This is a genomic window from Pseudomonas sp. MWU12-3103b (assembly GCF_023100615.1).
Lineage (GTDB): Bacteria > Pseudomonadota > Gammaproteobacteria > Pseudomonadales > Pseudomonadaceae > Aquipseudomonas > Aquipseudomonas putida_A.
The window spans coordinates 1-26363 of the sequence record NZ_JALMEY010000005.1 but is presented as its reverse complement, the minus strand read 5'-3'; the positions used below and the strand labels follow the sequence as shown (position 1 = coordinate 26363).

Here is a 26363-nt window from a genome sequence, read left to right as displayed (position 1 = left end):
TTCTACCTAGCAGTGTTCAAGCATCAACCGCTTTTTGGGTCGACTTGAAGACACGAATTTTCTTACCGTCTTCTACTTTGAAACCAACGCGGTCAGCCTTGTTGGTTTCGCCGTTGAAGATGGCGACGTTGGAAGCGTGCAGTGGCGCTTCTTTCTCGACGATACCGCCCTGTACGCCCGACATCGGGTTAGGCTTGGTATGACGCTTGACCAGGTTCAGACCACCAACAACCAGACGGTTGTCAGCAAGAACCTTCAGCACCTTACCGCGCTTACCTTTGTCTTTGCCGGCGATCACGATGATCTCGTCGTCACGACGAATCTTTTGCATGTCGGATCTCCTTACAGCACTTCTGGGGCGAGCGAGACGATCTTCATGAACTTCTCAGTACGAAGTTCACGGGTCACTGGCCCAAAGATACGGGTGCCGATCGGCTCTTGCTTGTTGTTCAGAAGAACAGCAGCGTTGCCATCAAAGCGGATAATGGAGCCATCAGCACGACGTACGCCGTGACGAGTGCGGACTACAACAGCAGTCATCACTTGGCCTTTTTTCACTTTACCGCGAGGAATTGCTTCCTTGACGGTAACTTTGATGATGTCACCGATACCAGCGTAACGACGATGGGAGCCACCCAGCACCTTGATGCACATAACGCGGCGAGCGCCGCTGTTATCGGCCACATCGAGCATGGATTGAGTCTGAATCATATAATTTCTCCGACCCCTAGCCCTTAGACTTCCACAGCGCGTTCGAGAACATCAACCAGCGCCCAAGACTTGGTCTTGGCCATCGGACGAGTTTCACGAATAGTGACTTTGTCGCCGATGTGGCACTGATTGGTTTCGTCGTGCGCGTGCAGCTTAGTCGAACGCTTAACGTATTTACCGTAGATCGGGTGCTTAACGCGACGCTCGATCAGAACGGTGATGGTTTTGTCCATCTTGTCGCTGACAACACGGCCAGTCAGCGTACGGACAGTTTTTTCGGCTTCAGCCATGATCACTTACCTGCCTGCTGGTTGAGCACAGTCTTCACGCGAGCGATGTCACGCTTAACTTGCGAGAGCAGATGAGACTGCCCCAACTGGCCAGTTGCTTTCTGCATACGCAGATTGAACTGGTCGCGCAGCAAGCCGAGCAGTTGCTCGTTCAGCTGCTGTGCGGATTTTTCACGAAGTTCATTCGCTTTCATCACATCACCGTCCGTTTAACAAAGGAGGTGGCGAGCGGCAGCTTTGCAGCAGCCAGGGCGAAAGCCTCACGCGCCAGCTCTTCAGAAACACCCTCGATTTCATACAGGACTTTGCCTGGCTGAATCTGGGCAACCCAGTACTCCACGTTACCCTTACCTTTACCCATACGAACCTCGAGAGGTTTCTTGGAGATCGGCTTGTCCGGGAATACACGGATCCAGATCTTGCCACCACGTTTTACGTGACGGGTCAGAGCACGACGCGCTGACTCGATCTGACGAGCGGTGAGACGACCACGAGCAACAGACTTCAGCGCGAACTCGCCGAAGCTGACTTTGCTACCGCGCAGTGCCAGACCACGGTTGTGGCCGGTCATCTGCTTGCGGAACTTCGTACGCTTTGGTTGCAACATTTGGCGTACCCCTTACTTAGCAGCTTTTTTACGAGGCGCTGGTGCTTGTGGTTTCAGCTCTTCTTGGCGACCACCAATTACTTCGCCTTTGAAGATCCAAACCTTTACACCGATCACACCGTAGGTGGTGTGAGCTTCGTAGTTGGCATAGTCGATGTCGGCACGCAGGGTGTGCAGTGGCACACGACCTTCGCGATACCATTCAGTACGTGCGATTTCAGCACCGCCGAGACGACCGCTCACTTGGATTTTGATGCCTTTGGCACCAATGCGCATGGCGTTCTGTACTGCGCGCTTCATAGCGCGACGGAACATTACACGACGCTCCAGCTGCTGAGCTACGCTCTGCGCAACCAGCATACCGTCGAGCTCCGGCTTGCGGATCTCTTCGATATTGATGTGCACAGGCACACCCATTTGCTTGGTCAGGTCCTGACGCAGTTTCTCAACATCTTCACCTTTCTTCCCGATAACGATACCTGGACGAGCGGTGTGGATGGTGATGCGTGCAGTTTGGGCCGGACGATGGATATCGATACGGCTTACGGACGCGCTTTTTAGTTTGTCTTGGAGATACTCACGCACTTTCAGATCTGCGAACAAGTAGTCCGCATAAGTCCGACCGTCTGCGTACCAGACGGAGGTGTGCTCCTTGACGATTCCCAGGCGAATGCCAATGGGATGTACTTTCTGACCCATCTCTTCGACTCCGTTACTTGTCAGCAACCTTGACAGTGATATGGCAAGACCGCTTGACGATGCGATCAGCACGGCCTTTGGCACGTGGCATGATGCGCTTCAGCGAACGCCCTTCGTTGACGAAAACGGTGCTGACCTTCAGGTCATCAACGTCTGCGCCTTCGTTATGCTCGGCGTTGGCTACGGCCGACTCCAGCACTTTCTTCATGATCTCGGCGGCTTTCTTACTGCTGAAAGCCAACAGGTTGAGCGCTTCGCCCACCTTCTTCCCGCGGATCTGGTCGGCGACCAAGCGGGCTTTCTGGGCGGAGATTCGAGCGCCCGACAACTTAGCGGCTACTTCCATTTCCTTACCCCTTAACGCTTGGCTTTCTTGTCAGCCACGTGCCCACGATAAGTGCGGGTACCGGCGAACTCGCCCAGTTTATGGCCAACCATGTCTTCGTTCACGAGAACTGGGACGTGCTGACGGCCGTTGTGTACTGCGATGGTCAGACCGACCATTTGTGGCAGGATCATCGAACGACGCGACCAAGTCTTAATTGGTTTGCGATCGTTCTTTTCCGCCGCCACTTCGATCTTCTTCAGTAGGTGAAGATCAATAAAAGGACCTTTTTTCAGAGAACGTGGCACTGTCGTATCCCTCTATTTACTTGCGACGACGGACGATCATTTTGTCGGTACGCTTATTACCACGAGTCTTCGCGCCCTTAGTCGGGAAGCCCCATGGCGATACCGGATGACGACCACCAGAGGTACGACCTTCACCACCACCATGTGGGTGGTCAACCGGGTTCATGGCAACACCACGAACGGTTGGGCGAACGCCACGCCAGCGTTTGGCACCAGCTTTACCCAGCGAACGCAGGCTGTGCTCGGAGTTCGAGACTTCGCCCAGGGTCGCACGGCATTCAGCCAGGACTTTACGCATTTCACCGGAACGCAGACGCAGGGTAACGTACACGCCTTCACGAGCGATCAGCTGAGCCGAAGCACCAGCGGAACGAGCGATCTGCGCGCCTTTACCTGGCTTCAGTTCGATGCCGTGTACGGTAGAACCGACTGGAATGTTGCGCAGTTGCAGAGCGTTGCCTGGCTTGATTGGAGCCAGAGCGCCTGCGATCAGTTGGTCGCCAGCACTCACGCCTTTAGGGGCGATGATGTAGCGACGCTCGCCGTCTGCGTAGCAGAGCAGTGCGATGTGAGCAGTACGGTTTGGATCGTATTCGATACGCTCGACAGTGGCGACGATGCCATCTTTGTCGTTGCGACGGAAATCGACCATACGGTAATGCTGCTTATGACCACCACCGATGTGACGAGTGGTAATACGGCCATTGTTGTTACGACCACCAGTCTTCGATTTTTTCTCGAGCAGCGGTGCGTGAGGAGCGCCTTTATGCAGCTCCTGGTTGACCACCTTGACCACAAAACGGCGGCCAGGGGAAGTCGGTTTGCATTTAACGATTGCCATGATGCACCCCTTCCTTACTCAGCACTGCTGCTGAAATCGAGATCTTGGCCTGGCTGAAGGGAGATAACTGCCTTCTTCCAGTCATTACGCTTGCCCAGACCGCGAGCAGTGCGCTTGCTCTTACCCAGAACGTTCAGGGTAGTGACGCGCTCTACTTTCACGCTGAACAGGCTTTCGACGGCCTTCTTGATTTCCAGCTTGGTTGCATCAGTAGCAACCTTGAAAACGAACTGGCCTTTCTTGTCTGCCAGAACCGTAGCCTTCTCGGAAACGTGCGGGCCAAGCAGAACTTTAAATACGCGTTCCTGGTTCATCCCAGCAGCTCCTCGAATTTCTTCACGGCCGACACGGTGATCAACACCTTGTCGTATGCGATCAGACTAACTGGATCGGAACCTTGCACGTCACGTACATCTACGTGTGGCAGGTTACGAGCAGCCAGGTACAGGTTCTGATCAACAGCGTCCGACACGATGAGAACATCGGTCAGGCTCATGTTGTTCAGCTTGCCCAGCAGATCTTTGGTTTTCGGAGTTTCAACAGCGAAATCCTGAACCACGACCAGACGATCAGTACGCACCAGCTCAGCAAGGATGGAACGCATTGCTGCGCGATACATCTTCTTGTTCAGCTTCTGGGAGTGATCCTGTGGACGAGCTGCGAAAGTGGTACCGCCGCCACGCCAGATTGGGCTACGGATAGTACCGGCACGAGCACGGCCAGTACCTTTCTGACGCCATGGGCGCTTGCCGCCACCACGAACGTCGGAACGGGTCTTTTGCTGCTTGCTACCTTGACGGCCGCCGGCCATGTAGGCCACGACTGCTTGGTGAACCAGCGTCTCGTTGAATTCGCCGCCAAATGTCAGTTCGGAAACTTCGATCGCTTGAGCGTCATTTACATTTAATTGCATGTCAGCTTCCCCTTAACCGCGAGCCTTGGCTGCTGGACGTACAACCAGGTTGCCGCCAGTAGCGCCAGGAACAGCGCCCTTGACCAACAACAGATTGCGTTCAGCGTCCACGCGCACTACTTCCAGGGACTGCACGGTCACGCGCTCAGCGCCCATATGACCGGACATTTTTTTGCCCTTGAATACACGACCAGGAGTCTGGCACTGGCCGATAGAGCCTGGGACGCGGTGGGATACGGAGTTACCGTGGGTGTTATCTTGCCCGCGGAAATTCCAACGCTTGATCGTACCCTGGAAGCCTTTACCTTTGGACTGACCGGTTACATCAACCAGTTGACCAGCGGCGAAGATTTCAGCGTTGATCAGATCGCCAGCCTGGTACTCGCCTTCTTCAAGACGGAATTCCATGGTAGTGCGACCAGCGGCAACGTTCGCTTTAGCGAAGTGACCAGCTTGAGCTGCTGTTACACGCGAAGCACGACGCTCGCCGACAGTGACTTGCACTGCACGATAGCCATCGGTCTCTTCAGTTTTGAACTGGGTGACGCGATTCGGTTCGATCTCAATGACCGTGACCGGAATGGAGACACCTTCTTCGGTGAAAATACGGGTCATACCGCATTTACGACCGACTACACCAATAGTCATGTTGTAAACCTCATGAGTGTACGGGGCTTTCACCCGCTATGGCCGCCCATTTCAGAGCGTTACACGACCAAGACCGAGTCTTAGCCGAGGCTGATCTGCACTTCCACACCGGCCGCAAGATCAAGCTTCATAAGAGCATCAACGGTTTTATCCGTTGGCTGGACGATGTCCAGAACGCGCTTATGAGTGCGGATTTCGTACTGGTCACGCGCGTCTTTGTTAACGTGCGGGGAAACCAGAACGGTGAACCGCTCTTTACGGGTAGGCAGTGGAATTGGACCACGCACTTGAGCACCAGTACGTTTCGCGGTTTCCACGATTTCCTGGGTTGATTGGTCGATCAGGCGATGGTCAAAGGCCTTCAACCTGATACGGATTTGCTGATTTTGCATTGGATTTCAGACTCCGGCTGCTATTCCCACCGGGCGCAATACGCCCGTTAAAAGGAGGCGCAATTCTATAGACGCCCCAGATAGGTGTCAACCCAATAAAAAAGCCCCCGCTGAGCGGGGGCTTTTTCAATTCATCAAGCAGACTCTATAAAAGAGAATTACTCGATGATTTTGGCTACGACGCCAGCGCCGACGGTACGACCGCCTTCACGGATAGCGAAACGCAGACCATCTTCCATCGCGATGGTTTTGATCAGGGTAACAGTCATCTGAATGTTGTCACCTGGCATTACCATTTCAACGCCTTCTGGCAGTTCGCAGTTACCAGTCACGTCAGTAGTACGGAAGTAGAACTGTGGACGGTAGCCTTTGAAGAACGGAGTGTGACGACCGCCTTCTTCCTTGCTCAGAACGTAAACTTCTGCGGTGAACTTGGTGTGCGGCTTAACCGAACCCGGCTTAACCAGAACCTGACCACGCTCAACGTCGTCACGCTTGGTACCACGCAGCAGAACACCGCAGTTCTCGCCAGCACGACCTTCGTCGAGCAGCTTGCGGAACATCTCAACACCGGTGCAGGTGGTGGTGGTGGTGTCACGCAGACCAACGATTTCCAGTGCATCTTGAACGCGAACGATGCCGCGCTCGATACGACCAGTCACAACAGTACCGCGACCCGAGATCGAGAATACGTCTTCGATTGGCATCAGGAATGGCTTGTCGATCATACGAACTGGTTCTGGGATGTAGGTATCCAGAGTTTCAACCAGCTTACGAACGGCAGTGGTGCCCATTTCGTTGTCGTCTTTGCCTTCCAGCGCCATACGAGCCGAACCGATGATGATTGGAGTGTCATCGCCCGGGAAGTCGTAGGTGGACAGCAGGTCGCGAACTTCCATCTCAACCAGTTCCAGCAGCTCAGCGTCGTCTACCAGGTCAGCCTTGTTCAGGAAAACCACGATGTACGGAACGCCTACCTGACGGGACAGCAGGATGTGCTCACGGGTTTGTGGCATCGGACCATCAGCGGCCGAGCAAACCAGGATAGCGCCGTCCATTTGAGCAGCACCGGTGATCATGTTCTTCACATAGTCAGCGTGACCTGGGCAGTCAACGTGAGCGTAGTGACGGATCAGCGAGTTGTACTCAACGTGTGCGGTGTTGATGGTGATACCGCGAGCTTTTTCTTCTGGAGCGCTGTCGATCTTGTCGAATTCAACTACGGCCGAACCGAAAACTTCGGAGCAGACGCGAGTCAGAGCAGCGGTCAGAGTGGTTTTACCGTGGTCAACGTGACCGATGGTGCCAACGTTGACGTGCGGTAGGGAACGATCAAATTTTTCTTTAGCCACGACAATTAACTCCTAGCCTAAAGGGGCTGAATCAGCCTTGTTTTTTGGTTACGGATTCGACGATGTGCGACGGAGCCGTATCGTATTTTTTGAATTCCATAGAGTAGCTTGCGCGACCCTGAGACATGGAACGAACGTCGGTCGCATAACCGAACATCTCACCCAGTGGAACCTCGGCACGGATAACCTTGCCGGACACTGTGTCTTCCATACCCTGGATCATGCCGCGACGACGGTTAAGGTCGCCCATTACATCACCCATATAGTCTTCAGGCGTAACAACCTCTACCGCCATGATCGGCTCGAGCAACTCACCACCACCCTTCTGGGCCAGTTGCTTGGTCGCCATGGAAGCAGCCACTTTAAACGCCATCTCGTTGGAGTCGACGTCGTGGTAAGAACCATCGAACACGGTTGCCTTCAGGCCGATCAGCGGATAGCCGGCAACAACGCCGTTCTTCATCTGCTCTTCGATACCCTTCTGGATAGCCGGGATGTATTCCTTAGGAACCACACCACCTACAACTTCGTTCACGAATTGCAGACCTTCCTGACCTTCATCAGCAGGAGCAAAACGGATCCAGCAGTGACCGAACTGGCCGCGACCACCGGACTGACGAACGAACTTGCCTTCGATTTCACAGTTCTTCGTGATGCGCTCACGATACGAAACCTGAGGCTTGCCGATGTTGGCTTCGACGTTGAACTCACGGCGCATCCGGTCAACCAGGATGTCCAGGTGCAGCTCGCCCATGCCGGAGATGATCGTTTGACCAGTCTCTTCATCAGTTTTAACGCGGAAAGACGGGTCTTCCTGAGCCAGCTTGCCCAGTGCGATACCCATTTTTTCCTGGTCATCCTTGGTCTTAGGCTCTACGGCAACCGAAATAACCGGCTCCGGGAAGTCCATGCGAACCAGGATGATTGGCTTGTCAGCGTTGCAGAGGGTTTCACCAGTGGTGACGTCCTTCATGCCGATCAGGGCCGCGATGTCGCCAGCGCGTACTTCCTTGATCTCTTCACGGGCGTTTGCGTGCATTTGCACCATACGACCCACGCGCTCTTTCTTGCCTTTAACCGAGTTGATCACGCCGTCGCCGGAGTTCAACACGCCCGAGTAAACACGGACGAAGGTCAAGGTACCCACGAATGGGTCGGTAGCGATTTTGAACGCCAGTGCCGCGAACGGCTCGTCGTCACTTGCGTGACGCTCCATTTCCTCTTCCTCGTTATCAGGGTTCGAGCCCTTGATAGCTGGAATGTCGGTTGGAGCAGGCAGGAAGTCGATAACGGCGTCGAGAACCAGGGGAACGCCCTTGTTCTTGAACGACGAACCGCACACTGCCAGAACGATTTCGCCAGCGATAGTGCGCTGACGCAGAGCGGCCTTGATCTCTTCGATCGACAGCTCTTCGCCTTCCAGGTACTTGTTCATCAGCTCTTCACTGGCTTCGGCCGCAGCCTCAACCATGTTGCTGCGCCACTCAGTAGCCAGCTCGAGCATGTCCGCAGGGATTTCCTTGCGAACAGGAACCATACCCTTGTCAGAGTCGTTCCAGTAAACAGCCTGCATGTTGATCAGGTCGATCTGGCCTTGGAAGTTGTCTTCCGAACCGATAGCCAGCTGAATCGGCACCGGAGTGTGACCCAGACGCTGTTTGATCTGACCGATCACGCGCAGGAAGTTGGCACCAGCACGGTCCATCTTGTTTACGTAAACAAGACGTGGAACGCCGTATTTGTTGGCTTGACGCCATACGGTTTCCGACTGTGGCTCAACACCCGAAGTACCGCAGAATACAACGACAGCGCCGTCGAGTACGCGCAGGGAACGTTCAACTTCAATGGTGAAGTCTACGTGGCCCGGGGTATCGATGACGTTGAAACGGTGCTCGTGCGGGTACTGCTTCTCGGAACCTTTCCAGAAGGCGGTAATGGCAGCAGAAGTAATGGTAATACCACGCTCCTGCTCCTGAACCATCCAGTCTGTGGTCGCGGCGCCGTCATGCACCTCGCCCATTTTGTGACTTTTGCCAGTGTAAAAAAGGACGCGCTCGGTGGTGGTGGTTTTACCAGCATCCACGTGAGCGACGATACCGATGTTACGGTAGCGACTAATCGGAGTAGTACGAGCCATAAAGCCCTCGCAAAATTAGTGAAGCTAAAATTAGAAGCGGTAGTGCGAGAAAGCTTTGTTGGCTTCGGCCATACGGTGCACGTCTTCACGCTTCTTAACAGCAGCACCTTTACCTTCAGCAGCATCCAGCAGTTCGCCAGCCAAGCGCAGAGCCATAGACTTCTCGCCACGCTTACGGGCGAAGTCTACCAACCAGCGCATTGCCAGAGCGTTACGGCGGGAAGGACGAACCTCGACCGGAACCTGGTAAGTAGCACCACCAACGCGGCGCGACTTCACTTCGACCAGCGGAGCGATGGCGTCGAGTGCTTTTTCGAAGAGTTCCAGGGGATCGGTGCCGGCCTTACGAGCCTTCACGGTTTCCAGGGCACCATAAACGATACGCTCGGCAACGGCTTTCTTGCCGCTTTCCATAACGTGGTTCATGAATTTGGCGAGGATCTGGCTTCCGTATTTCGGATCGTCCAGAATCTCACGCTTTGCTGCTACGCGACGTCTTGGCATGATAAGCCCTCAAGCGGTCTTCAGGTTAGTTCGGGACAGATCCAGCGGATGCAAGCCCGACCTTACTCTTATCGACTCAATAAAATGAAAATCTGCAAAACGACCGATTACTTCGGACGCTTGGTACCGTACTTCGAACGACCCTGGTTACGGCCTTTAACGCCGGAAGTATCCAAGGAGCCGCGAACGGTGTGGTAACGAACACCTGGCAAGTCTTTTACACGACCGCCGCGGATCAGTACCACGCTGTGCTCTTGCAGGTTGTGGCCTTCACCACCGATGTACGAGGAAACCTCGAAACCGTTGGTCAGACGCACACGGCATACTTTACGCAGTGCCGAGTTAGGTTTTTTCGGCGTAGTGGTGTACACACGGGTGCACACGCCACGACGTTGCGGGCAGTTCTGCAGCGCAGGTACGTCGGATTTCTCGACGATACGCTTACGCGGCTGACGTACCAGCTGGTTGATAGTTGCCATCTACTAGCTCCACTGTTGTCTTGCGACGCTATTGTCTTGCAAGAAAAGCAAAATGACAGGAACGGATTCCCGCCAAATTTAGGGGATCAAGAGTCTAAAGAGGATCTTGTCCCCAGTCAAGGCAAGGCCCCGACCTCCCCGCCCGTCGAACCTTGACAATTTGTCTCGATTCGACGAACGGAGCGATCAGGGCCTCAGCTTATTTACCGCAGAACTCAGTTACCGCTCGAGTTCAGCGCTTCGGTCAGTGCAGCTTCCACTTCACTGGCGCTTACGCGCAACGGCTTGTCTGCATCACGACGACGCTTGCGCTCGCTGTGGTACGCCAGACCGGTACCGGCCGGGATCAGACGACCCACAACCACGTTTTCTTTCAGGCCGCGCAGGTAGTCGCGCTTGCCGGTGACTGCCGCTTCGGTCAGTACGCGAGTGGTTTCCTGGAAGGAAGCCGCCGAGATGAACGATTCGGTCGACAACGACGCCTTGGTGATACCCAGCAGAACGCGAGTGAACTTGGAGACAAACTTGTCTTCCGCGCTCAGACGCTCGTTCTCTACCAGTACGTGAGTCAGTTCCATCTGGTCGCCCTTGATGAAACTGGAATCGCCGGACTCGGAGATCTCAACTTTACGCAGCATCTGACGCAGGATGGTCTCGATGTGCTTGTCGTTGATCTTCACGCCTTGCAGACGGTAAACGTCCTGGATCTCGTTCACGATGTACTTGGCCAGCGCGCTCACACCCAGCAGACGCAGAATGTCGTGCGGATCGCTCGGACCGTCGGAGATAACTTCGCCGCGGTTTACCTGTTCACCTTCGAACACGTTCAGGTGACGCCACTTCGGAATCAGCTCTTCGTACGGATCGCTACCGTCGTTCGGGGTAATGACCAGACGGCGCTTGCCTTTGGTCTCTTTACCGAACGCGATGGTGCCGCTGACTTCAGCCAGAATCGACGCTTCCTTCGGACGACGAGCTTCGAACAGGTCGGCAACACGCGGCAGACCACCGGTGATGTCGCGAGTTTTCGAAGTTTCTTGCGGGATACGAGCGATAACGTCACCGATCGCGATCTTCGCACCGTCCGCAACACCGACCAGGGCGTTGGCTGGCAGGAAGTACTGAGCGATAACGTCAGTGCCTGGCAGCAACAGATCCTTGCCGTTGTCGTCGACCATCTTCACTGCTGGACGGATTTCTTTGCCCGCAGCTGGACGATCTTTCGCGTCGAGTACTTCAATGTTGGTCATACCGGTCAATTCGTCAGTCTGACGCTTGATCGTGATGCCTTCTTCCATGCCCACGTAGGTCACGGTACCTTTCATTTCGGTAACGATCGGGTGAGTGTGCGGATCCCACTTGGCCACGATTGCGCCAGCGTCGACCTTGTCACCTTCTTTAACCGAAATCACAGCACCGTACGGCAGCTTGTAACGCTCACGCTCACGACCGAAGTCATCAGCGATTGCCAGCTCACCGGAACGGGACACGGCAACCAGGTGGCCATCCACTCGCTCAACGTGTTTCAGGTTGTGCAGACGGACAGTACCGCCATTCTTCACCTGAACGCTGTCGGCTGCGGAAGTACGGCTTGCCGCACCACCGATGTGGAACGTACGCATCGTCAGCTGGGTACCCGGCTCACCGATGGACTGGGCAGCAATAACGCCGACCGCTTCACCGATGTTCACCTGGTGACCACGAGCCAGATCACGGCCGTAGCACTTGGCGCAAATGCCATAGCGGGTTTCGCAGCTGATCGGCGAACGCACGATCACTTCGTCGATGCTGTTCAGCTCGATGAACTCGACCCACTTCTCGTCTACCAGGGTACCGGCAGGAACGATAACGTCCTCGGTGCCTGGCTTGAATACGTCACGGGCAATAACACGACCCAATACGCGCTCACCCAACGGCTCTACAACGTCACCGCCTTCAATGTGCGGAGTCATCAACAGACCGTGTTCGGTGCCGCAATCGATCTCGGTTACAACCAGATCCTGCGCCACGTCTACCAGACGACGAGTCAGGTAACCGGAGTTCGCAGTTTTCAACGCGGTATCCGCCAGACCTTTACGAGCACCGTGAGTCGAGATGAAGTACTGAAGTACGCTCAGACCTTCACGGAAGTTCGCAGTAATCGGCGTTTCAATGATGGAACCGTCCGGCTTGGCCATCAGACCACGCATACCGGCCAGCTGACGAATCTGTGCTGCGGAACCCCGCGCACCCGAGTCGGCCATCATGTACATCGAGTTGAAGGACTCTTGGTCAACTTCATCGCCATGACGGTCGATGACTTTCTCTTTCGAGAGGTTGGCCATCATCGCCTTGGAAACTTCGTCGTTCGCCTTCGACCAAAGGTCGATCACTTTGTTGTACTTCTCGCCCTGGGTTACCAGGCCGGAGGCGTACTGGCTCTCGATCTCTTTCACTTCGTCGGTGGCTGCACCGATGATGCGGGCTTTTTCGTCCGGGATAACGAAGTCGTTAACGCCGATGGAAACGCCGGAGATGGTCGAGTAAGCGAAACCGGTGTACATCAACTGGTCAGCGAAGATCACGGTCTCTTTCAGACCAACCACGCGGTAGCACTGGTTGATCAGCTTGGAGATCGCCTTTTTCTTCATCGGCAGGTTGACGACATCGTACGACAGACCTTTTGGCACAACCTGGAACAGCAGCGCACGGCCGACAGTGGTGTCGACGATACGAGTGTTGCTCACGCTGTTGCCGTCACGGTCGTTGACGGTTTCGTTGATACGAACCTTGACCTTGGCGTGCAGTGCGGCTTCGCCGGCACGGAACACACGGTCAACTTCCTGCAGATCCGCGAACACACGACCTTCGCCCTTGGCGTTGATCGCTTCACGAGTCATGTAGTACAGACCCAATACAACGTCCTGCGACGGAACGATGATTGGCTCACCGTTGGCTGGCGACAGAATGTTGTTGGTCGACATCATCAACGCACGCGCTTCGAGCTGGGCTTCCAGCGTCAGCGGTACGTGCACGGCCATTTGGTCGCCGTCGAAGTCGGCGTTGTACGCGGCGCAGACCAGCGGGTGCAGCTGGATAGCCTTACCTTCGATCAGGACCGGTTCAAACGCCTGGATACCCAGACGGTGAAGGGTCGGTGCACGGTTGAGAAGAACCGGGTGTTCGCGAATCACTTCAGCGAGAACGTCCCAAACCTCTGGCAGTTCGCGCTCGACCATTTTCTTGGCCGCTTTGATGGTGGTCGCGAGACCACGCATTTCCAGCTTGCCGAAAATGAACGGCTTGAACAGCTCGAGAGCCATCTTCTTCGGCAGACCGCACTGGTGCAAACGCAGGGTCGGACCTACGGTAATTACCGAACGACCGGAGTAGTCAACGCGCTTACCGAGCAAGTTCTGACGGAAGCGACCCTGCTTACCCTTGATCATGTCAGCCAGGGATTTCAGAGGACGCTTGTTCGAACCGGTGATAGCGCGGCCACGACGACCGTTGTCGAGCAGTGCATCGACAGCTTCCTGCAACATACGCTTTTCGTTGCGCACGATGATGTCCGGAGCGGACAGATCCAGCAGGCGCTTCAAACGGTTGTTACGGTTGATCACTCGACGATACAGATCGTTGAGGTCGGAAGTCGCGAAGCGACCGCCATCCAGCGGGACCAGTGGACGCAGATCTGGCGGCAGAACCGGCAGAACGGTCAGTACCATCCACTCTGGCAGGTTGCCGGAACCCTGGAAGGCTTCCATCAACTTCAGACGCTTGGACAGCTTCTTGATCTTGGTTTCCGAGTTGGTTTGCGGAATCTCTTCGCGCAGGCGGCCAATCTCGTGTTCCAGGTCGATAGCGTGCAGCAGTTCACGGACAGCTTCAGCACCCATGCGGGCGTCGAAGTCGTCACCGAACTCTTCCAGCGCTTCGAAGTACTGTTCGTCGTTCAGCAGCTGACCTTTTTCAAGGGTGGTCATGCCTGGATCGATAACGACGTAGCTCTCGAAGTAGAGAACGCGTTCGATATCACGCAGGGTCATATCCATCAGCAGGCCGATACGGGACGGCAGCGATTTCAGGAACCAGATGTGGGCAACCGGCGAAGCCAGTTCGATGTGCGCCATGCGCTCACGACGAACCTTGGCCAGTGCAACTTCAACGCCACACTTCTCGCAGATCACACCACGGTGCTTCAAGCGCTTGTACTTACCGCACAGGCACTCGTAATCCTTTACCGGGCCAAAGATCTTGGCGCAGAACAGACCGTCACGCTCAGGTTTGAACGTACGGTAGTTGATGGTTTCCGGCTTTTTAACTTCGCCGAACGACCACGAGCGGATCATCTCAGGCGAGGCCAATCCGATACGGATGGCGTCGAACTCTTCGACTTGACCCTGGTTTTTCAGCAAATTCAGTAGGTCTTTCAAGGCCTTTCCTCCTGGCGGAGCAGAGAGCGGGCAGTCCTGCCCCGCTCTCGATCGCGTCACGTGTTATTCGGTTTCCAGATCGATATCGATGCCGAGGGAACGAATTTCCTTGATCAACACGTTGAAGGACTCGGGCATGCCCGGCTCCATACGGTGATCGCCATCCACGATGTTTTTGTACATCTTGGTACGGCCGTTCACATCGTCCGACTTCACTGTGAGCATTTCTTGCAGAGTGTAAGCGGCACCGTATGCTTCCAGTGCCCAGACCTCCATCTCCCCGAAACGCTGACCACCGAACTGCGCCTTACCACCCAGCGGCTGCTGGGTAACCAGGCTGTACGAACCGGTAGAACGCGCGTGCATCTTGTCGTCTACCAAGTGGTTCAGCTTCAGCATGTACATGTAGCCAACGGTAACTGGACGCTCGAACTTGTTGCCGGTACGGCCGTCAGTCAGCTGCATCTGGCCGCTTTCCGGCAGGTCTGCCAGTTTCAGCATGGCCTTGATTTCGCTTTCCTTGGCGCCGTCGAACACTGGAGTGGCCATTGGAACGCCGCCACGCAGGTTTTTCGCCAGATCCAGGATTTCCTGATCGGAGAAGCTGTCCAGATCTTCGTTACGACCGCCGATCTGGTTGTAGATCTCGTCGAGGAAGGTACGCAGTTCAGCGACTTTACGCTGCTCTTCGACCATCCGGTTGATCTTCTCGCCCAGACCTTTGGCCGCGAGGCCCAGGTGGGTTTCAAGGATCTGACCAACGTTCATACGCGAAGGTACGCCCAACGGGTTGAGGACGACGTCGACCGGGGTGCCATTGGCATCGTGCGGCATGTCTTCAACCGGCATGATCACGGAGACCACACCTTTGTTACCGTGACGACCGGCCATCTTGTCGCCCGGCTGGATGCGACGACGGATTGCCAGGTAAACCTTGACGATTTTCAGCACGCCTGGAGCCAGGTCATCGCCCTGCTGCAGTTTGCGCTTCTTGTCTTCGAACTTGTCGTCCAGCAGACGGCGACGATCAACGATGTAGGCCTGAGCCTTCTCGAGCTGCTCGTTCAGCGCATCTTCAGCCATGCGCAGTTTGAACCACTGACCATGCTCAAGACCGTCGAGAACTTCGTCGGTGATGTCCTGACCTTTCTTCAGACCGGCGCCGCCTTCAGCCTTGTGGCCTACCAGAGCGGAGCGCAGACGTTCGAAGGTCGCGCCTTCTACGATACGGAACTCTTCGTTCAAATCCTTGCGGATCTCGTCCAGCTGGGACTTCTCGATCGACAGAGCACGAGCATCACGCTCAACGCCGTCGCGGGTGAAGACCTGTACGTCGATGACAGTACCTTTGGTACCGGTAGGTACACGCAGGGAGGTGTCTTTAACGTCGCTGGCTTTTTCACCGAAGATCGCACGCAGCAGTTTTTCTTCCGGAGTCAGTTGGGTCTCGCCTTTCGGAGTGACCTTACCCACCAGGATGTCGCCTGCGCCGACTTCAGCACCTACGTAAACGATACCGGCTTCGTCCAGCTTGTTCAGTGCAGCCTCACCCACGTTCGGGATGTCCGCAGTGATTTCCTCTGGGCCAAGCTTGGTGTCACGAGCCACACAGGTCAGTTCCTGAATGTGAATCGTGGTGAAGCGGTCTTCCTGAACCACACGCTCGGACAGGCAGATGGAGTCTTCGAAGTTGAAGCCGTTCCATGCCATGAACGCGATGCGCATGTTCTGACCCAGTGCCAGTTCACCCATGTCGGTGGACGGGCCGTCGGCCATGATGTCGCTACGCTGAACACGATCACCCTTGCTCACCAGCGGACGCTGGTTGATGCAGGTGTTCTGGTTCGAGCGGGTGTATTTGGTCAGGTTGTAGATGTCGACACCAGCTTCGCCGGTTTCAACTTCGTCATCAGCAACACGAACCACGATACGGCTGGCATCAACGGAGTCGATCACGCCGCCACGACGAGCCACGACGCAAACGCCGGAGTCGCGGGCCACGTTACGCTCCATGCCGGTACCTACCAGCGGCTTGTCAGCGCGCAGGGTTGGTACAGCCTGACGCTGCATGTTCGAACCCATCAACGCGCGGTTGGCGTCGTCGTGCTCGAGGAACGGAATCAGCGACGCTGCAACCGAAACTACCTGCTTCGGCGAAACGTCCATCAGGGTGACGTCTTCCGGCGCCTTGACGGTGAATTCGTTCAGGTGACGTACGGCTACCAGTTCGTCGATCAGGACTTTCTGCTCGTTCATGGTCGCCGAAGCCTGCGCGATCACATGATCGGCTTCTTCAATGGCGGACAGGAACACGATCTCGTCGGTGACTACACCCTCTTTCACCACACGGTACGGGCTTTCCAGGAAGCCGTACTGGTTGGTACGGGCATAAGCAGCCAGGGAGTTGATCAGACCGATGTTCGGACCTTCCGGCGTTTCAATCGGGCAGACACGACCGTAGTGAGTCGGGTGTACGTCACGGACTTCAAAGCCTGCGCGCTCACGAGTCAGACCGCCAGGGCCGAGTGCAGAGACACGACGCTTGTGGGTGATCTCGGACAGCGGGTTGTTCTGGTCCATGAACTGCGAGAGCTGGCTGGAACCGAAGAACTCTTTCACCGCCGCAGCCACTGGCTTGGCGTTGATCAGGTCTTGCGGCATCAGGCCTTCGCTTTCAGCCATCGACAGACGCTCTTTGACCGCACGCTCAACACGTACCAGGCCAACGCGGAACTGATTCTCGGCCATTTCGCCTACGCAGCGAACACGACGGTTACCCAGGTGGTCGATGTCATCGACGATGCCTTTACCGTTACGGATGTCGACCAGAGTCTTCAGGACCGCGACGATGTCTTCCTTGCACAACACGCCCGAACCTTCGATCTCGGTACGACCGATACGACGGTTGAACTTCATCCGGCCGACCGCAGACAGGTCATAGCGCTCAGGGCTGAAGAACAGGTTGTTGAACAGGGTCTCGGCAGCGTCTTTGGTCGGCGGCTCGCCTGGACGCATCATGCGATAGATCTCGACCAGTGCTTCCAATTGGTTGCTGGTGGAGTCGATCTTCAGCGTGTCGGAGATGAACGGACCGCAGTCGATGTCGTTGGTGTACAGAGTTTCGATGCGAACAACGCCGGCCTTGGCGATTTTCGCCAGGACTTCGGTCGACAGCTCGGTGTTGCACTCTGCCAGGATTTCGCCGGTAGCCGGATGCACGATGACCTTGGCGGTGGTGCGACCCAGGACGTAGTCCAGAGGCACGTCCAGCTCTTTGATCCCGGCCTTTTCCAGCTGGTTGATGTGGCGGGCAGTAATACGACGGCCCTGCTCGACAATAACCTTGCCTTTATCGTCCTGGATATCGAGGACAGCCACTTCACCGCGCAGACGCTGAGGCACCAGTTCCAGGCTCAGGCCTTCGCCTTTAACGTGGAATACGTTGGTGGTGTAGAAAGCGTCCAGCACTTCTTCGGTGGTGTAGCCGAGCGCGCGCAGCAATACCGAGGCCGGCAGCTTGCGACGACGGTCGATACGCACGAATACGCAGTCTTTCGGGTCGAACTCGAAGTCCAGCCACGAACCGCGGTAAGGAATGATGCGCGCGGAGTACAGCAGTTTACCGGAACTGTGCGTCTTGCCGCGGTCGTGGTCAAAGAACACGCCCGGGGAACGGTGCAGCTGGGAAACGATAACACGCTCGGTACCGTTGATTACGAAGGTACCGTTCTCAGTCATCAATGGGATTTCGCCCATGTAGACTTCTTGCTCTTTGATGTCCTTGATCGCTTTGTTCGACGATTCTTTGTCGAAAATGATCAGGCGCACTTTTACCCGCAAAGGTACGGCGAAAGTTACACCGCGCAATACGCATTCTTTGACATCAAATGCCGGTTCGCCCAGGCGATAACCGACGTACTCCAGCGCAGCATTGCCGGAGTAGCTGATGATCGGGAAAACGGATTTGAAGGCCGCATGCAGGCCCACGTCGCGGAACTGATCTTTAGTCGCTCCCGCTTGCAAGAATTCACGATACGAATCCAGCTGGATGGCCAGGAGGTACGGCACATCCATGACGTCCGGCAACTTGCTAAAGTCCTTGCGGATACGTTTTTTCTCAGTATATGAGTAAGCCATCAGCGTTCCCCAGCTTGGTCACCTGCTTGTTTGGCCCCTCCCGACGGGAGCAGCCAGAAAATCGTGCAAACCCCATGGTTTGCGCCACCGCATCGGGTGGTTACAGCGCCTTTATCAGCACCGACCCAGTCGGCTGCCAATAACGGAAAAAGGCCGGTGGCAAGAGCCACCAGCCATCAGCCTGTCGCTTGACGCTCGGGCTGGAGGAGCAAAGTCGATACTTATTTCAGCTCGACTTTAGCGCCTGCTTCTTCCAGCTTCTTCTTAGCGTCTTCAGCAGCTTCTTTCGAAACGCCTTCAGCTACAACCTGAGGAGCGCCGTCTACTTTCTCTTTGGCTTCTTTCAGGCCCAGACCGGTCAGTTCACGAACTGCCTTGATCACGTTAACCTTCTTCTCGCCAGCTTCCAGCAGAACAACGTTGAACTCGGTTTGCTCTTCAACAGCAGCAGCAGCTACAGCTGGGCCAGCCGAAGCAGCAGCAGCGGTAACACCGAAGGTTTCTTCCATCGCTTTGATCAGCTCAACGATTTCCACTACGGATTTCTGGCCGATTGCTTCGATGATTTGTTCGTTAGTCAGAGACATGACTCAATTCCTGAATTGGGGGACGGCCTACGCGACCATCGAAATAAACAAAAAACGCGAGAAGTTGACGAGCCTTAGGCTGCGGCAGCTTCTTTCTGGTCGCGAATTGCCGCCAGAGTACGAGCCAACTTGCTGGTAGCGCCTTGAATCACGCTCATCAGCTGAGAAATTGCTTCGTCACGGGTCGGCAGAGTTGCCAGTACGTCGATCTGATTAGCTGCGAGGAACTTGCCCTCGAACGCAGCTGCCTTGATCTCGAACTTGTCCTGACCCTTGGCAAACTCTTTGAAGATACGGGCAGCAGCGCCCGGATGTTCGTTCGAGAATGCAATCAGGGTCGGGCCGGTGAACACGTCGTTGAGAACACTGTATTCAGTGTCAGCAACAGCGCGCTTGAGCAGGGTGTTACGTACAACACGTACGTAAACGCCAGCTTCACGAGCCTCTTTACGGAGTCCGGTCATTGCGCCTACTGTTACGCCACGGGCATCAACCACGACAGCGGACAGAGCGACTTTGGCAGCCTCGTTGACTTCAGCGACGATGGCCTTCTTGTCTTCGAGATTAATTGCCACGGGTTTAACTCCTGCTTGTTACCGTTTCACTCGGTCGAAACCGAATGTCGTTTTGGTGTCTGATTCGGTAAGGAACCGGGAGCACCATCTGCGTAGGCTTGTGGTTTAAGGCTTGCGCCGCCTACGGTCTTGGATAGCCCCCGCCAGGCAGGGACCCCAATCTTTCAATTGGCGCGAATAATCGCACCAACCTTTGTCTTACGCGTCCAGCGAGCTCTGGTCGATAACCAGACCTGGGCCCATAGTGGTGCTCAGGGTAACGCGCTTGACGTAAATACCTTTCGAGGAAGCTGGTTTGATACGCTTCAGGTCAGCGATCAGGGCCTCAACGTTTTCCTTCAGCTTGACGGCATCGAAACCGATCTTGCCAACGGAGGTGTGGATGATGCCGTTTTTGTCGGTGCGATAACGAACCTGACCAGCCTTGGCGTTTTTAACCGCGGTAGCTACGTCTGGAGTTACGGTGCCGACTTTCGGGTTAGGCATCAGGCCACGTGGACCGAGGATCTGACCCAGTTGACCTACAACGCGCATGGCATCCGGGGATGCGATCACTACGTCGTAGTTCAGGTCGCCGCCTTTCATTTCGGCAGCCAGGTCGTCCATACCTACACGGTCAGCGCCGGCAGCCAGAGCGGCCTCAGCAGCTGGACCCTGGGTGAACACAGCAACGCGAACGGTCTTGCCAGTGCCGTGTGGCAGCACAGTAGCGCTACGAACAACCTGGTCGGATTTACGCGGGTCTACACCCAGGTTTACAGCAACGTCGAACGACTCGCTGAACTTGACAGTCGACAGCTCAGCCAGCAGAGCAGCAGCGTCTACAATGTTGTAGGCCTTGCCTGCTTCGATTTTGCCGGCGATAGCCTTTTGACGCTTGGTCAGCTTAGCCATTACACACCCTCCACGTTAAGGCCCATGCTACGAGCAGAACCGGCGATAGTACGCACGGCTGCATCCATATCAGCTGCAGTCAGATCCGCGTTTTTGGTTTTCGCGATTTCTTCCAGCTGAGCACGGGTAACAGTGCCAACCTTAACGGTGTTCGGACGAGCGGAACCGCTGGTCAGACCGGCCGCCTTCTTCAGCAGAACCGAAGCAGGGGTGGATTTGGTTTCGAAAGTGAAGCTACGGTCGCTGTAGACAGTGATGATCACTGGAGTCGGCAGACCTGCTTCAAGACCCTGAGTACGGGCGTTGAAAGCCTTGCAGAATTCCATGATGTTCACGCCGTGCTGACCCAGAGCAGGACCAACAGGTGGGCTTGGGTTAGCCTGAGCGGCCTTCACTTGCAGCTTGATGTAAGCGGTAATCTTCTTGGCCATGAGGCACTCCAATTACGGGTTCGAACGCCTCGAAAGGCTCCCCGGTTACTTGCGCGTTTATCCCAGTGACGACAAAACCCCACAGCCTAGGGCTGCGGGGTTGGGATGCTTGTTCAGCTAGACCTTTTCGACCTGACTGAACTCCAACTCTACCGGAGTAGAGCGACCGAAAATAAGCACTGCCACCTGGACACGGCTCTTTTCGTAGTTAACTTCTTCGACGGTGCCGTTAAAGTCAGCGAATGGACCGTCAGTAACACGAACTACCTCACCCGGCTCAAACAGAGTCTTCGGTTTCGGCTTATCGCTACCATCAGCCACGCGACGCAGAATGGCTTCCGCCTCTTTGTCGGTGATTGGAGCAGGCTTGTCGGCGGTACCGCCAATGAAGCCCATCACCCGAGGAGTATCCTTGACCAAGTGCCAAGTACCCTCATTCATATCCATCTGCACCAGCACATAGCCTGGGAAGAACTTGCGTTCGCTTTTGCGCTTCTGGCCATTACGCATTTCAACCACTTCTTCAGTGGGAACCAGAATTTCGCCGAAGCCATCTTCCATGCCAGCCAGCTTAACGCGCTCAATCAGCGAGCGCATGACATGCTTCTCGTAACCCGAGTAAGCATGCACAACGTACCAACGCTTAGCCACGGGACACCCTTAGCCGACAATCAAGGAAACAAGCCAACCGAGCAGGGAATCAACACCCCACAACAGCAACGCCATAACGATAACCACAGCAACAACGATCAACGTTGTCTGCGTGGTTTCCTGGCGAGTTGGCCATACGACTTTACGAATCTCGGTGCGCGCTTCCTTAACCAGTACAAAGAACGACTTGCCCTTTGCAGTCTGCAGGCCTACAAAGGCAGCCACAGCAGCAATTACGAGCAAAGCGAGTACACGGTACAGGATCGGCGAAGCAGCGTAATACTGATTGCCAACTACACCCACAACCACCAAAGCGGCTACCACAAGCCACTTGAGCAGATCGAAGCGAGAGCCTTGAGCTTCAGCCTTAGGAGTCATCTATGAAGATCCTGTGAAAAGAAAGCCAGACACACCGAGTGAATCTGGCAGGTCAGGAGGGAATCGAACCCCCAACCTACGGTTTTGGAGACCGTCGCTCTGCCAATTGAGCTACTGACCTAAAACAAAATCAGGCCGACCATTATGCCGGCCCGAAAAATACATTACAACCGCTTATTCGATGATTTTAGCTACGACGCCAGCGCCGACGGTACGACCGCCTTCACGGATAGCGAAACGCAGACCATCTTCCATCGCGATGGTTTTGATCAGGGTAACAGTCATCTGAATGTTGTCACCTGGCATTACCATTTCAACGCCTTCTGGCAGTTCGCAGTTACCAGTCACGTCAGTAGTACGGAAGTAGAACTGTGGACGGTAGCCTTTGAAGAACGGAGTGTGACGACCGCCTTCTTCCTTGCTCAGAACGTAAACTTCTGCGGTGAACTTGGTGTGCGGCTTAACCGAACCCGGCTTAACCAGAACCTGACCACGCTCAACGTCGTCACGCTTGGTACCACGCAGCAGAACACCGCAGTTCTCGCCAGCACGACCTTCGTCGAGCAGCTTGCGGAACATCTCAACACCGGTGCAGGTGGTGGTGGTGGTGTCACGCAGACCAACGATTTCCAGTGCATCTTGAACGCGAACGATGCCGCGCTCGATACGACCAGTCACAACAGTACCGCGACCCGAGATCGAGAATACGTCTTCGATTGGCATCAGGAATGGCTTGTCGATCATACGAACTGGTTCTGGGATGTAGGTATCCAGAGTTTCAACCAGCTTACGAACGGCAGTGGTGCCCATTTCGTTGTCGTCTTTGCCTTCCAGCGCCATACGAGCCGAACCGATGATGATCGGAGTGTCGTCGCCTGGGAAGTCATAAGTGGACAGCAGGTCGCGAACTTCCATCTCAACCAGTTCCAGCAGCTCAGCGTCGTCTACCAGGTCAGCCTTGTTCAGGAAAACCACGATGTACGGAACGCCTACCTGACGGGACAGCAGGATGTGCTCACGGGTTTGTGGCATCGGACCATCAGCGGCCGAGCAAACCAGGATCGCGCCATCCATCTGGGCAGCACCAGTGATCATGTTCTTCACGTAGTCAGCGTGACCTGGGCAGTCAACGTGAGCGTAGTGACGAATAGTCGAGTTGTACTCAACGTGAGCGGTGTTGATGGTGATACCGCGAGCTTTTTCTTCTGGAGCGCTGTCGATCTTGTCGAATTCAACTACGGCCGAACCGAAAACTTCGGAGCAGACGCGAGTCAGAGCAGCGGTCAGAGTGGTTTTACCGTGGTCAACGTGACCAATGGTCCCTACGTTGACGTGGGGCAGGGAACGATCAAATTTTTCCTTAGCCATCGATAACACCCTCAACAGAAGAATTAGACGAACGATATCTACCATTAAAACAAAGGCAGATATTCTCATATCTGCCTTGTTATATGGAGCTCTTGAGCGGATTTGAACCGCTGACCTCACCCTTACCAAGGGTGTGCTCTACCAACTGAGCTACAAGAGCGTAACACTTTGCACAACCTGCAAACTTGGAGCGGGTAGCGGGAATCGAACCCGCATCATCAGCTTGGAAGGCTGAGGTTCTACCACTAAACTATACCCGCGGAGCCTGCAGCTCACGCTAAAAATGGTGGAGGGGGAAGGATTCGAACCTTCGAAGTCGTAGACGTCAGATTTACAGTCTGATCCCTTTGGCCGCTCGGGAACCCCTCCTAAGCGAGCCGGCATTCTATACTATGCCGACCTTCTGTCAAGCATTTTCTCATTAAAAACCTGAGGTTAGCTGCGTTGACACCGCCCCACTTGGACAACCTGTTTAGGTGTTCGCTGTGGAGCGGGCGCCATTCTATGCAAACTATTCCAGCGGTGCAACCCCCTCACACAGCATTATTTTATGTTTTAACTCATTGAATTCCTTGGAAAGGTTCTGCAACTGCACATCCCCCAATAAACGCTGGCTCTCGGGCGCAATACGTAACCAATATCCAGGCTCGGGAAGATCCATTTGCGATGCCTGAACCTTCACACTCATGCCCGCTAGACGCATCTGTAGCGCGGAAAGGCTGCTTTCTTGAGTCAAACCACCCAAAAACAGACACTCCTGTCCGGCATGGCGCGCGCCTTGCACTCCCGCCGAGTCACCAGTCGCCTCACTCAATAAGCGAATATCTTGCTGGGACCCGCGGTACATGCTGAGAGGAGTGACATCTTTTGCACGCAAGGGCGCCTCCTGCTGATGCCAGACGTAATAGAACACATTGAGAACAACGAGCAGCAGGAACAACCAACGCATACAAACCTCAAGTTAAAGGACACGCCATCGCCAACCCTACAAATACCAGGTCAGGGACGATCCGAGCATCAGGCACGACGTCCGCCACCAATCCAGCATCGCCACCGGTAATAAAGACAGCAAAGCGCTCCCCCCAATAGGATCGAGCCATTTCCATCTGGGTCAGAACGAAACCTCTCAACATTAAAGAGCACCCTCGCTCCACCGCCTCGACGGTACTGCGCCCCGGAGCATGGCTCGTCAACGCTTTTTCGGCAGCCAAGTCCCCATAACGGATTTTCCGGGTATGCGTACGTAACTGGTTACGCATCAAGGGCATTCCTGGGCAAATGAATCCCCCAAGGTGCTCACCTTCGGCATTAATAAAGTCGGCCGTCACAGCAGTGCCAAAATCCAGAATCAGACAGGCGCCGGCAGACAGATGAAAGCCACCGAGCATCGCCAACCAGCGATCCAGTCCCAAGCGTTCATAGTCGTCATAGCCATTCCTGACACCAGACATTTCACTGGCCGACTTGGCGCACACGACCGAGATGCAGAACGTCTGCTCGAGAATTCGGGTGAGCGCAGCAGTTTCTTCGCTGGTTCTTACGCTGACCAACCGACATTTGCGCAACGACAGGTTCTCAAATGCGCACAAGCTATCCACCAGAGCTTGATCCGAGTCGACAACACCTTCCGCGAAAAGACCGCCAGCAGCCGTATTCAATACGCGCCACTTGATAAAGCTATTCCCACAGTCGAGCTCAAGAATCATCACGCAACCTCAGACTGAGCTCACCACCACTAAATACTTTTTCCACGCCGTCCACCTTCAAGCGCAGCGCACCCTGGCTATCAATACCAAGCACTACGCCTTCTATATGACTAACGCCCGCAACCAAAGAAACCGGGCGACCTTGCCACATGTGATCCTTTTCCCATTCCTCCTGGAACGCAGAGAAACCATGGACCTGATGACGCTGGATATAACCGCGCAGTTGGTCGCTCAGCTCAGCCACCAAGACGTTGCGATCGCAGGTTTGACCCGTCTCGAGTCGAATTGACGTCCATTGCTGGTCAACTTCCTCAGCAACCTGCATGTTCACATTAATGCCTATACCCAGCACCACATGGCAAACATCTGCCGGATCCCCTACTAGCTCAAGAAGAATACCGGCGATTTTCTTGTTCCCGACCAGCACATCGTTGGGCCACTTCAATCCTGCGCCCGCCACCCCCAGCTTTCGCAGGGCATGCATAACAGCCAAACCGACCACCAGACTCAAGCCCTCAAGCTGGCGCATGCCACCTTCAATGCGCAGGACCAGGCTGTAGTAGAGATTTTCAGCAAAAGGGCTTACCCATTTGCGGCCTCGGCGACCGCGACCGGAAATCTGTCGTTCGGCCAATACCAGAAACGGCGCCGCTCGACCCTGATTGATCGCGCGAAGCGCCTCTGCGTTAGTGGAATCGATGGAATCAAAGACTGTAATCGGCCAAACCGCTGCTAAGGCACTAATCTTCAGGGGGTCGAGGAGCGTCAAGGGTGCAGCCAGTTGATAGCCTCTGCCCCGGACTTTGTTTATGGACAACCCGAGCTCAGCCTCAAGATGCTGAAGCTGCTTCCACACCGCACTTCGACTGATTCCCAGGGTAACCCCCAGAGCCTCGCCGGAATGGAATCGACCATCCTTTAATAGATTCAACAACGTCAGCATGCAGGTCTCGCCTCACAATGAGGTCCGAATAATAGCCATGAGCCGGGCGATTGCATAGAAATCAAGCGCACC

The 26363-nt window shown here is 55.1% G+C and carries 29 protein-coding genes and 4 tRNA genes; all 33 read right to left on the bottom strand.

What is annotated here, in order from left to right:
• Positions 1 to 16: 16 nt before the first annotated feature.
• Positions 17 to 331, bottom strand: a complete 315-nt coding sequence (gene rplX / locus M0808_RS10185) for a 50S ribosomal protein L24 (protein WP_003186046.1) — start codon at positions 329 to 331, stop codon at positions 17 to 19.
• An 11-nt stretch (positions 332 to 342) separates the two neighbouring features.
• A complete protein-coding gene (gene rplN, locus M0808_RS10180) occupies positions 343 to 711 on the bottom strand; it encodes a 50S ribosomal protein L14 (protein ID WP_002555479.1) in 369 nt (122 codons plus the stop codon).
• 23 nt (positions 712 to 734) lie between these two features.
• Entirely contained in the window at positions 735 to 1001 is a 267-nt protein-coding gene (rpsQ, locus tag M0808_RS10175) for a 30S ribosomal protein S17 (RefSeq protein ID WP_003194644.1), read from the bottom strand.
• Positions 1002 to 1003: 2 nt separating this feature from the next.
• Positions 1004 to 1195 (bottom strand): 50S ribosomal protein L29, encoded by a 192-nt coding sequence (rpmC, locus tag M0808_RS10170; protein WP_002555481.1) that lies wholly within the window; start codon positions 1193 to 1195, stop codon positions 1004 to 1006.
• Positions 1195 to 1608 carry a 50S ribosomal protein L16 gene (gene rplP, locus M0808_RS10165; protein ID WP_003228729.1) on the bottom strand — a complete coding sequence of 138 codons (414 nt, stop codon included), beginning with the start codon at positions 1606 to 1608 and terminating at the stop codon, positions 1195 to 1197. Before rplP ends, rpmC begins: the two co-directional genes overlap by 1 nt.
• Positions 1609 to 1620: 12 nt before the next feature.
• A complete protein-coding gene (gene rpsC / locus M0808_RS10160) occupies positions 1621 to 2307 on the bottom strand; it encodes a 30S ribosomal protein S3 (protein ID WP_003176422.1) in 687 nt (228 codons plus the stop codon).
• A gap of 13 nt (positions 2308 to 2320) precedes the next feature.
• Positions 2321 to 2653 carry a 50S ribosomal protein L22 gene (gene rplV / locus M0808_RS10155; RefSeq protein ID WP_003103908.1) on the bottom strand — a complete coding sequence of 111 codons (333 nt, stop codon included), beginning with the start codon at positions 2651 to 2653 and terminating at the stop codon, positions 2321 to 2323.
• A gap of 11 nt (positions 2654 to 2664) precedes the next feature.
• Positions 2665 to 2940 (bottom strand): 30S ribosomal protein S19, encoded by a 276-nt coding sequence (gene rpsS, locus M0808_RS10150; RefSeq protein ID WP_003228731.1) that lies wholly within the window; start codon positions 2938 to 2940, stop codon positions 2665 to 2667.
• A 16-nt stretch (positions 2941 to 2956) separates the two neighbouring features.
• On the bottom strand, positions 2957 to 3781 hold the full coding sequence (gene rplB, locus M0808_RS10145; protein WP_003228734.1) for a 50S ribosomal protein L2: 825 nt from the start codon (positions 3779 to 3781) through the stop codon (positions 2957 to 2959).
• Between the two features lie 14 nt (positions 3782 to 3795).
• Positions 3796 to 4095 carry a 50S ribosomal protein L23 gene (rplW, locus tag M0808_RS10140; RefSeq protein WP_002555488.1) on the bottom strand — a complete coding sequence of 100 codons (300 nt, stop codon included), beginning with the start codon at positions 4093 to 4095 and terminating at the stop codon, positions 3796 to 3798.
• Positions 4092 to 4694 carry a 50S ribosomal protein L4 gene (gene rplD, locus M0808_RS10135; RefSeq protein ID WP_003228735.1) on the bottom strand — a complete coding sequence of 201 codons (603 nt, stop codon included), beginning with the start codon at positions 4692 to 4694 and terminating at the stop codon, positions 4092 to 4094. The genes rplW and rplD overlap by 4 nt, the downstream gene beginning before the upstream one ends.
• A gap of 12 nt (positions 4695 to 4706) precedes the next feature.
• Complete coding sequence (gene rplC, locus M0808_RS10130) at positions 4707 to 5342, bottom strand: 50S ribosomal protein L3 (protein ID WP_003228738.1); 636 nt, start codon at positions 5340 to 5342, stop codon at positions 4707 to 4709.
• Positions 5343 to 5422: 80 nt separating this feature from the next.
• Positions 5423 to 5734 carry a 30S ribosomal protein S10 gene (rpsJ, locus tag M0808_RS10125; protein WP_003186070.1) on the bottom strand — a complete coding sequence of 104 codons (312 nt, stop codon included), beginning with the start codon at positions 5732 to 5734 and terminating at the stop codon, positions 5423 to 5425.
• A 158-nt stretch (positions 5735 to 5892) separates the two neighbouring features.
• Positions 5893 to 7086: an elongation factor Tu gene (gene tuf, locus M0808_RS10120; protein ID WP_210685724.1), complete on the bottom strand. Its 1194-nt coding sequence runs from the start codon at positions 7084 to 7086 to the stop codon at positions 5893 to 5895.
• 31 nt (positions 7087 to 7117) lie between these two features.
• Positions 7118 to 9223, bottom strand: a complete 2106-nt coding sequence (gene fusA, locus M0808_RS10115; RefSeq protein WP_007962223.1) for an elongation factor G — start codon at positions 9221 to 9223, stop codon at positions 7118 to 7120.
• A 30-nt stretch (positions 9224 to 9253) separates the two neighbouring features.
• Positions 9254 to 9727 (bottom strand): 30S ribosomal protein S7, encoded by a 474-nt coding sequence (gene rpsG / locus M0808_RS10110; RefSeq protein WP_003228745.1) that lies wholly within the window; start codon positions 9725 to 9727, stop codon positions 9254 to 9256.
• 107 nt (positions 9728 to 9834) lie between these two features.
• Positions 9835 to 10206: a 30S ribosomal protein S12 gene (gene rpsL, locus M0808_RS10105; protein WP_003186084.1), complete on the bottom strand. Its 372-nt coding sequence runs from the start codon at positions 10204 to 10206 to the stop codon at positions 9835 to 9837.
• Between the two features lie 215 nt (positions 10207 to 10421).
• Positions 10422 to 14621 (bottom strand): DNA-directed RNA polymerase subunit beta', encoded by a 4200-nt coding sequence (rpoC, locus tag M0808_RS10100; RefSeq protein ID WP_027614261.1) that lies wholly within the window; start codon positions 14619 to 14621, stop codon positions 10422 to 10424.
• Positions 14622 to 14684: 63 nt separating this feature from the next.
• Entirely contained in the window at positions 14685 to 18758 is a 4074-nt protein-coding gene (gene rpoB / locus M0808_RS10095; RefSeq protein WP_027614262.1) for a DNA-directed RNA polymerase subunit beta, read from the bottom strand.
• Positions 18759 to 18979: 221 nt separating this feature from the next.
• The gene (rplL, locus tag M0808_RS10090) at positions 18980 to 19345 is read right to left on the bottom strand and encodes a 50S ribosomal protein L7/L12 (RefSeq protein ID WP_007962228.1); all 366 of its coding nucleotides are present in this window, start codon (positions 19343 to 19345) and stop codon (positions 18980 to 18982) included.
• 74 nt (positions 19346 to 19419) lie between these two features.
• The gene (gene rplJ / locus M0808_RS10085) at positions 19420 to 19920 is read right to left on the bottom strand and encodes a 50S ribosomal protein L10 (RefSeq protein ID WP_003228752.1); all 501 of its coding nucleotides are present in this window, start codon (positions 19918 to 19920) and stop codon (positions 19420 to 19422) included.
• Between the two features lie 198 nt (positions 19921 to 20118).
• Positions 20119 to 20814, bottom strand: coding sequence for a 50S ribosomal protein L1 (rplA, locus tag M0808_RS10080; protein WP_003228754.1), 696 nt, complete (start codon positions 20812 to 20814; stop codon positions 20119 to 20121).
• Positions 20814 to 21245, bottom strand: a complete 432-nt coding sequence (gene rplK, locus M0808_RS10075) for a 50S ribosomal protein L11 (protein ID WP_003228756.1) — start codon at positions 21243 to 21245, stop codon at positions 20814 to 20816. Before rplK ends, rplA begins: the two co-directional genes overlap by 1 nt.
• 117 nt (positions 21246 to 21362) lie before the next feature.
• Positions 21363 to 21896: a transcription termination/antitermination protein NusG gene (gene nusG / locus M0808_RS10070; RefSeq protein WP_025113545.1), complete on the bottom strand. Its 534-nt coding sequence runs from the start codon at positions 21894 to 21896 to the stop codon at positions 21363 to 21365.
• Positions 21897 to 21905: 9 nt separating this feature from the next.
• Positions 21906 to 22274 (bottom strand): preprotein translocase subunit SecE, encoded by a 369-nt coding sequence (gene secE, locus M0808_RS10065; RefSeq protein ID WP_041074957.1) that lies wholly within the window; start codon positions 22272 to 22274, stop codon positions 21906 to 21908.
• 45 nt (positions 22275 to 22319) lie between these two features.
• Positions 22320 to 22395: transfer RNA gene (locus M0808_RS10060), tRNA-Trp, on the bottom strand.
• A 53-nt stretch (positions 22396 to 22448) separates the two neighbouring features.
• Positions 22449 to 23642 carry an elongation factor Tu gene (tuf, locus tag M0808_RS10055; protein WP_024014521.1) on the bottom strand — a complete coding sequence of 398 codons (1194 nt, stop codon included), beginning with the start codon at positions 23640 to 23642 and terminating at the stop codon, positions 22449 to 22451.
• Positions 23643 to 23726: 84 nt separating this feature from the next.
• Positions 23727 to 23802, bottom strand: a tRNA-Thr gene (locus tag M0808_RS10050).
• 26 nt (positions 23803 to 23828) lie between these two features.
• Positions 23829 to 23902 (bottom strand) — tRNA-Gly (locus M0808_RS10045).
• 24 nt (positions 23903 to 23926) lie between these two features.
• A tRNA-Tyr gene (locus tag M0808_RS10040) sits at positions 23927 to 24011 on the bottom strand.
• Positions 24012 to 24153: 142 nt separating this feature from the next.
• Positions 24154 to 24591 carry a hypothetical protein gene (locus tag M0808_RS10035; RefSeq protein WP_247840958.1) on the bottom strand — a complete coding sequence of 146 codons (438 nt, stop codon included), beginning with the start codon at positions 24589 to 24591 and terminating at the stop codon, positions 24154 to 24156.
• A 7-nt stretch (positions 24592 to 24598) separates the two neighbouring features.
• Positions 24599 to 25348 carry a pantothenate kinase gene (locus tag M0808_RS10030; protein WP_247840956.1) on the bottom strand — a complete coding sequence of 250 codons (750 nt, stop codon included), beginning with the start codon at positions 25346 to 25348 and terminating at the stop codon, positions 24599 to 24601.
• A complete protein-coding gene (gene birA, locus M0808_RS10025; RefSeq protein WP_027614311.1) occupies positions 25338 to 26291 on the bottom strand; it encodes a bifunctional biotin--[acetyl-CoA-carboxylase] ligase/biotin operon repressor BirA in 954 nt (317 codons plus the stop codon). Before birA ends, M0808_RS10030 begins: the two co-directional genes overlap by 11 nt.
• Between the last annotated feature and the right edge of the window lie 72 nt (positions 26292 to 26363).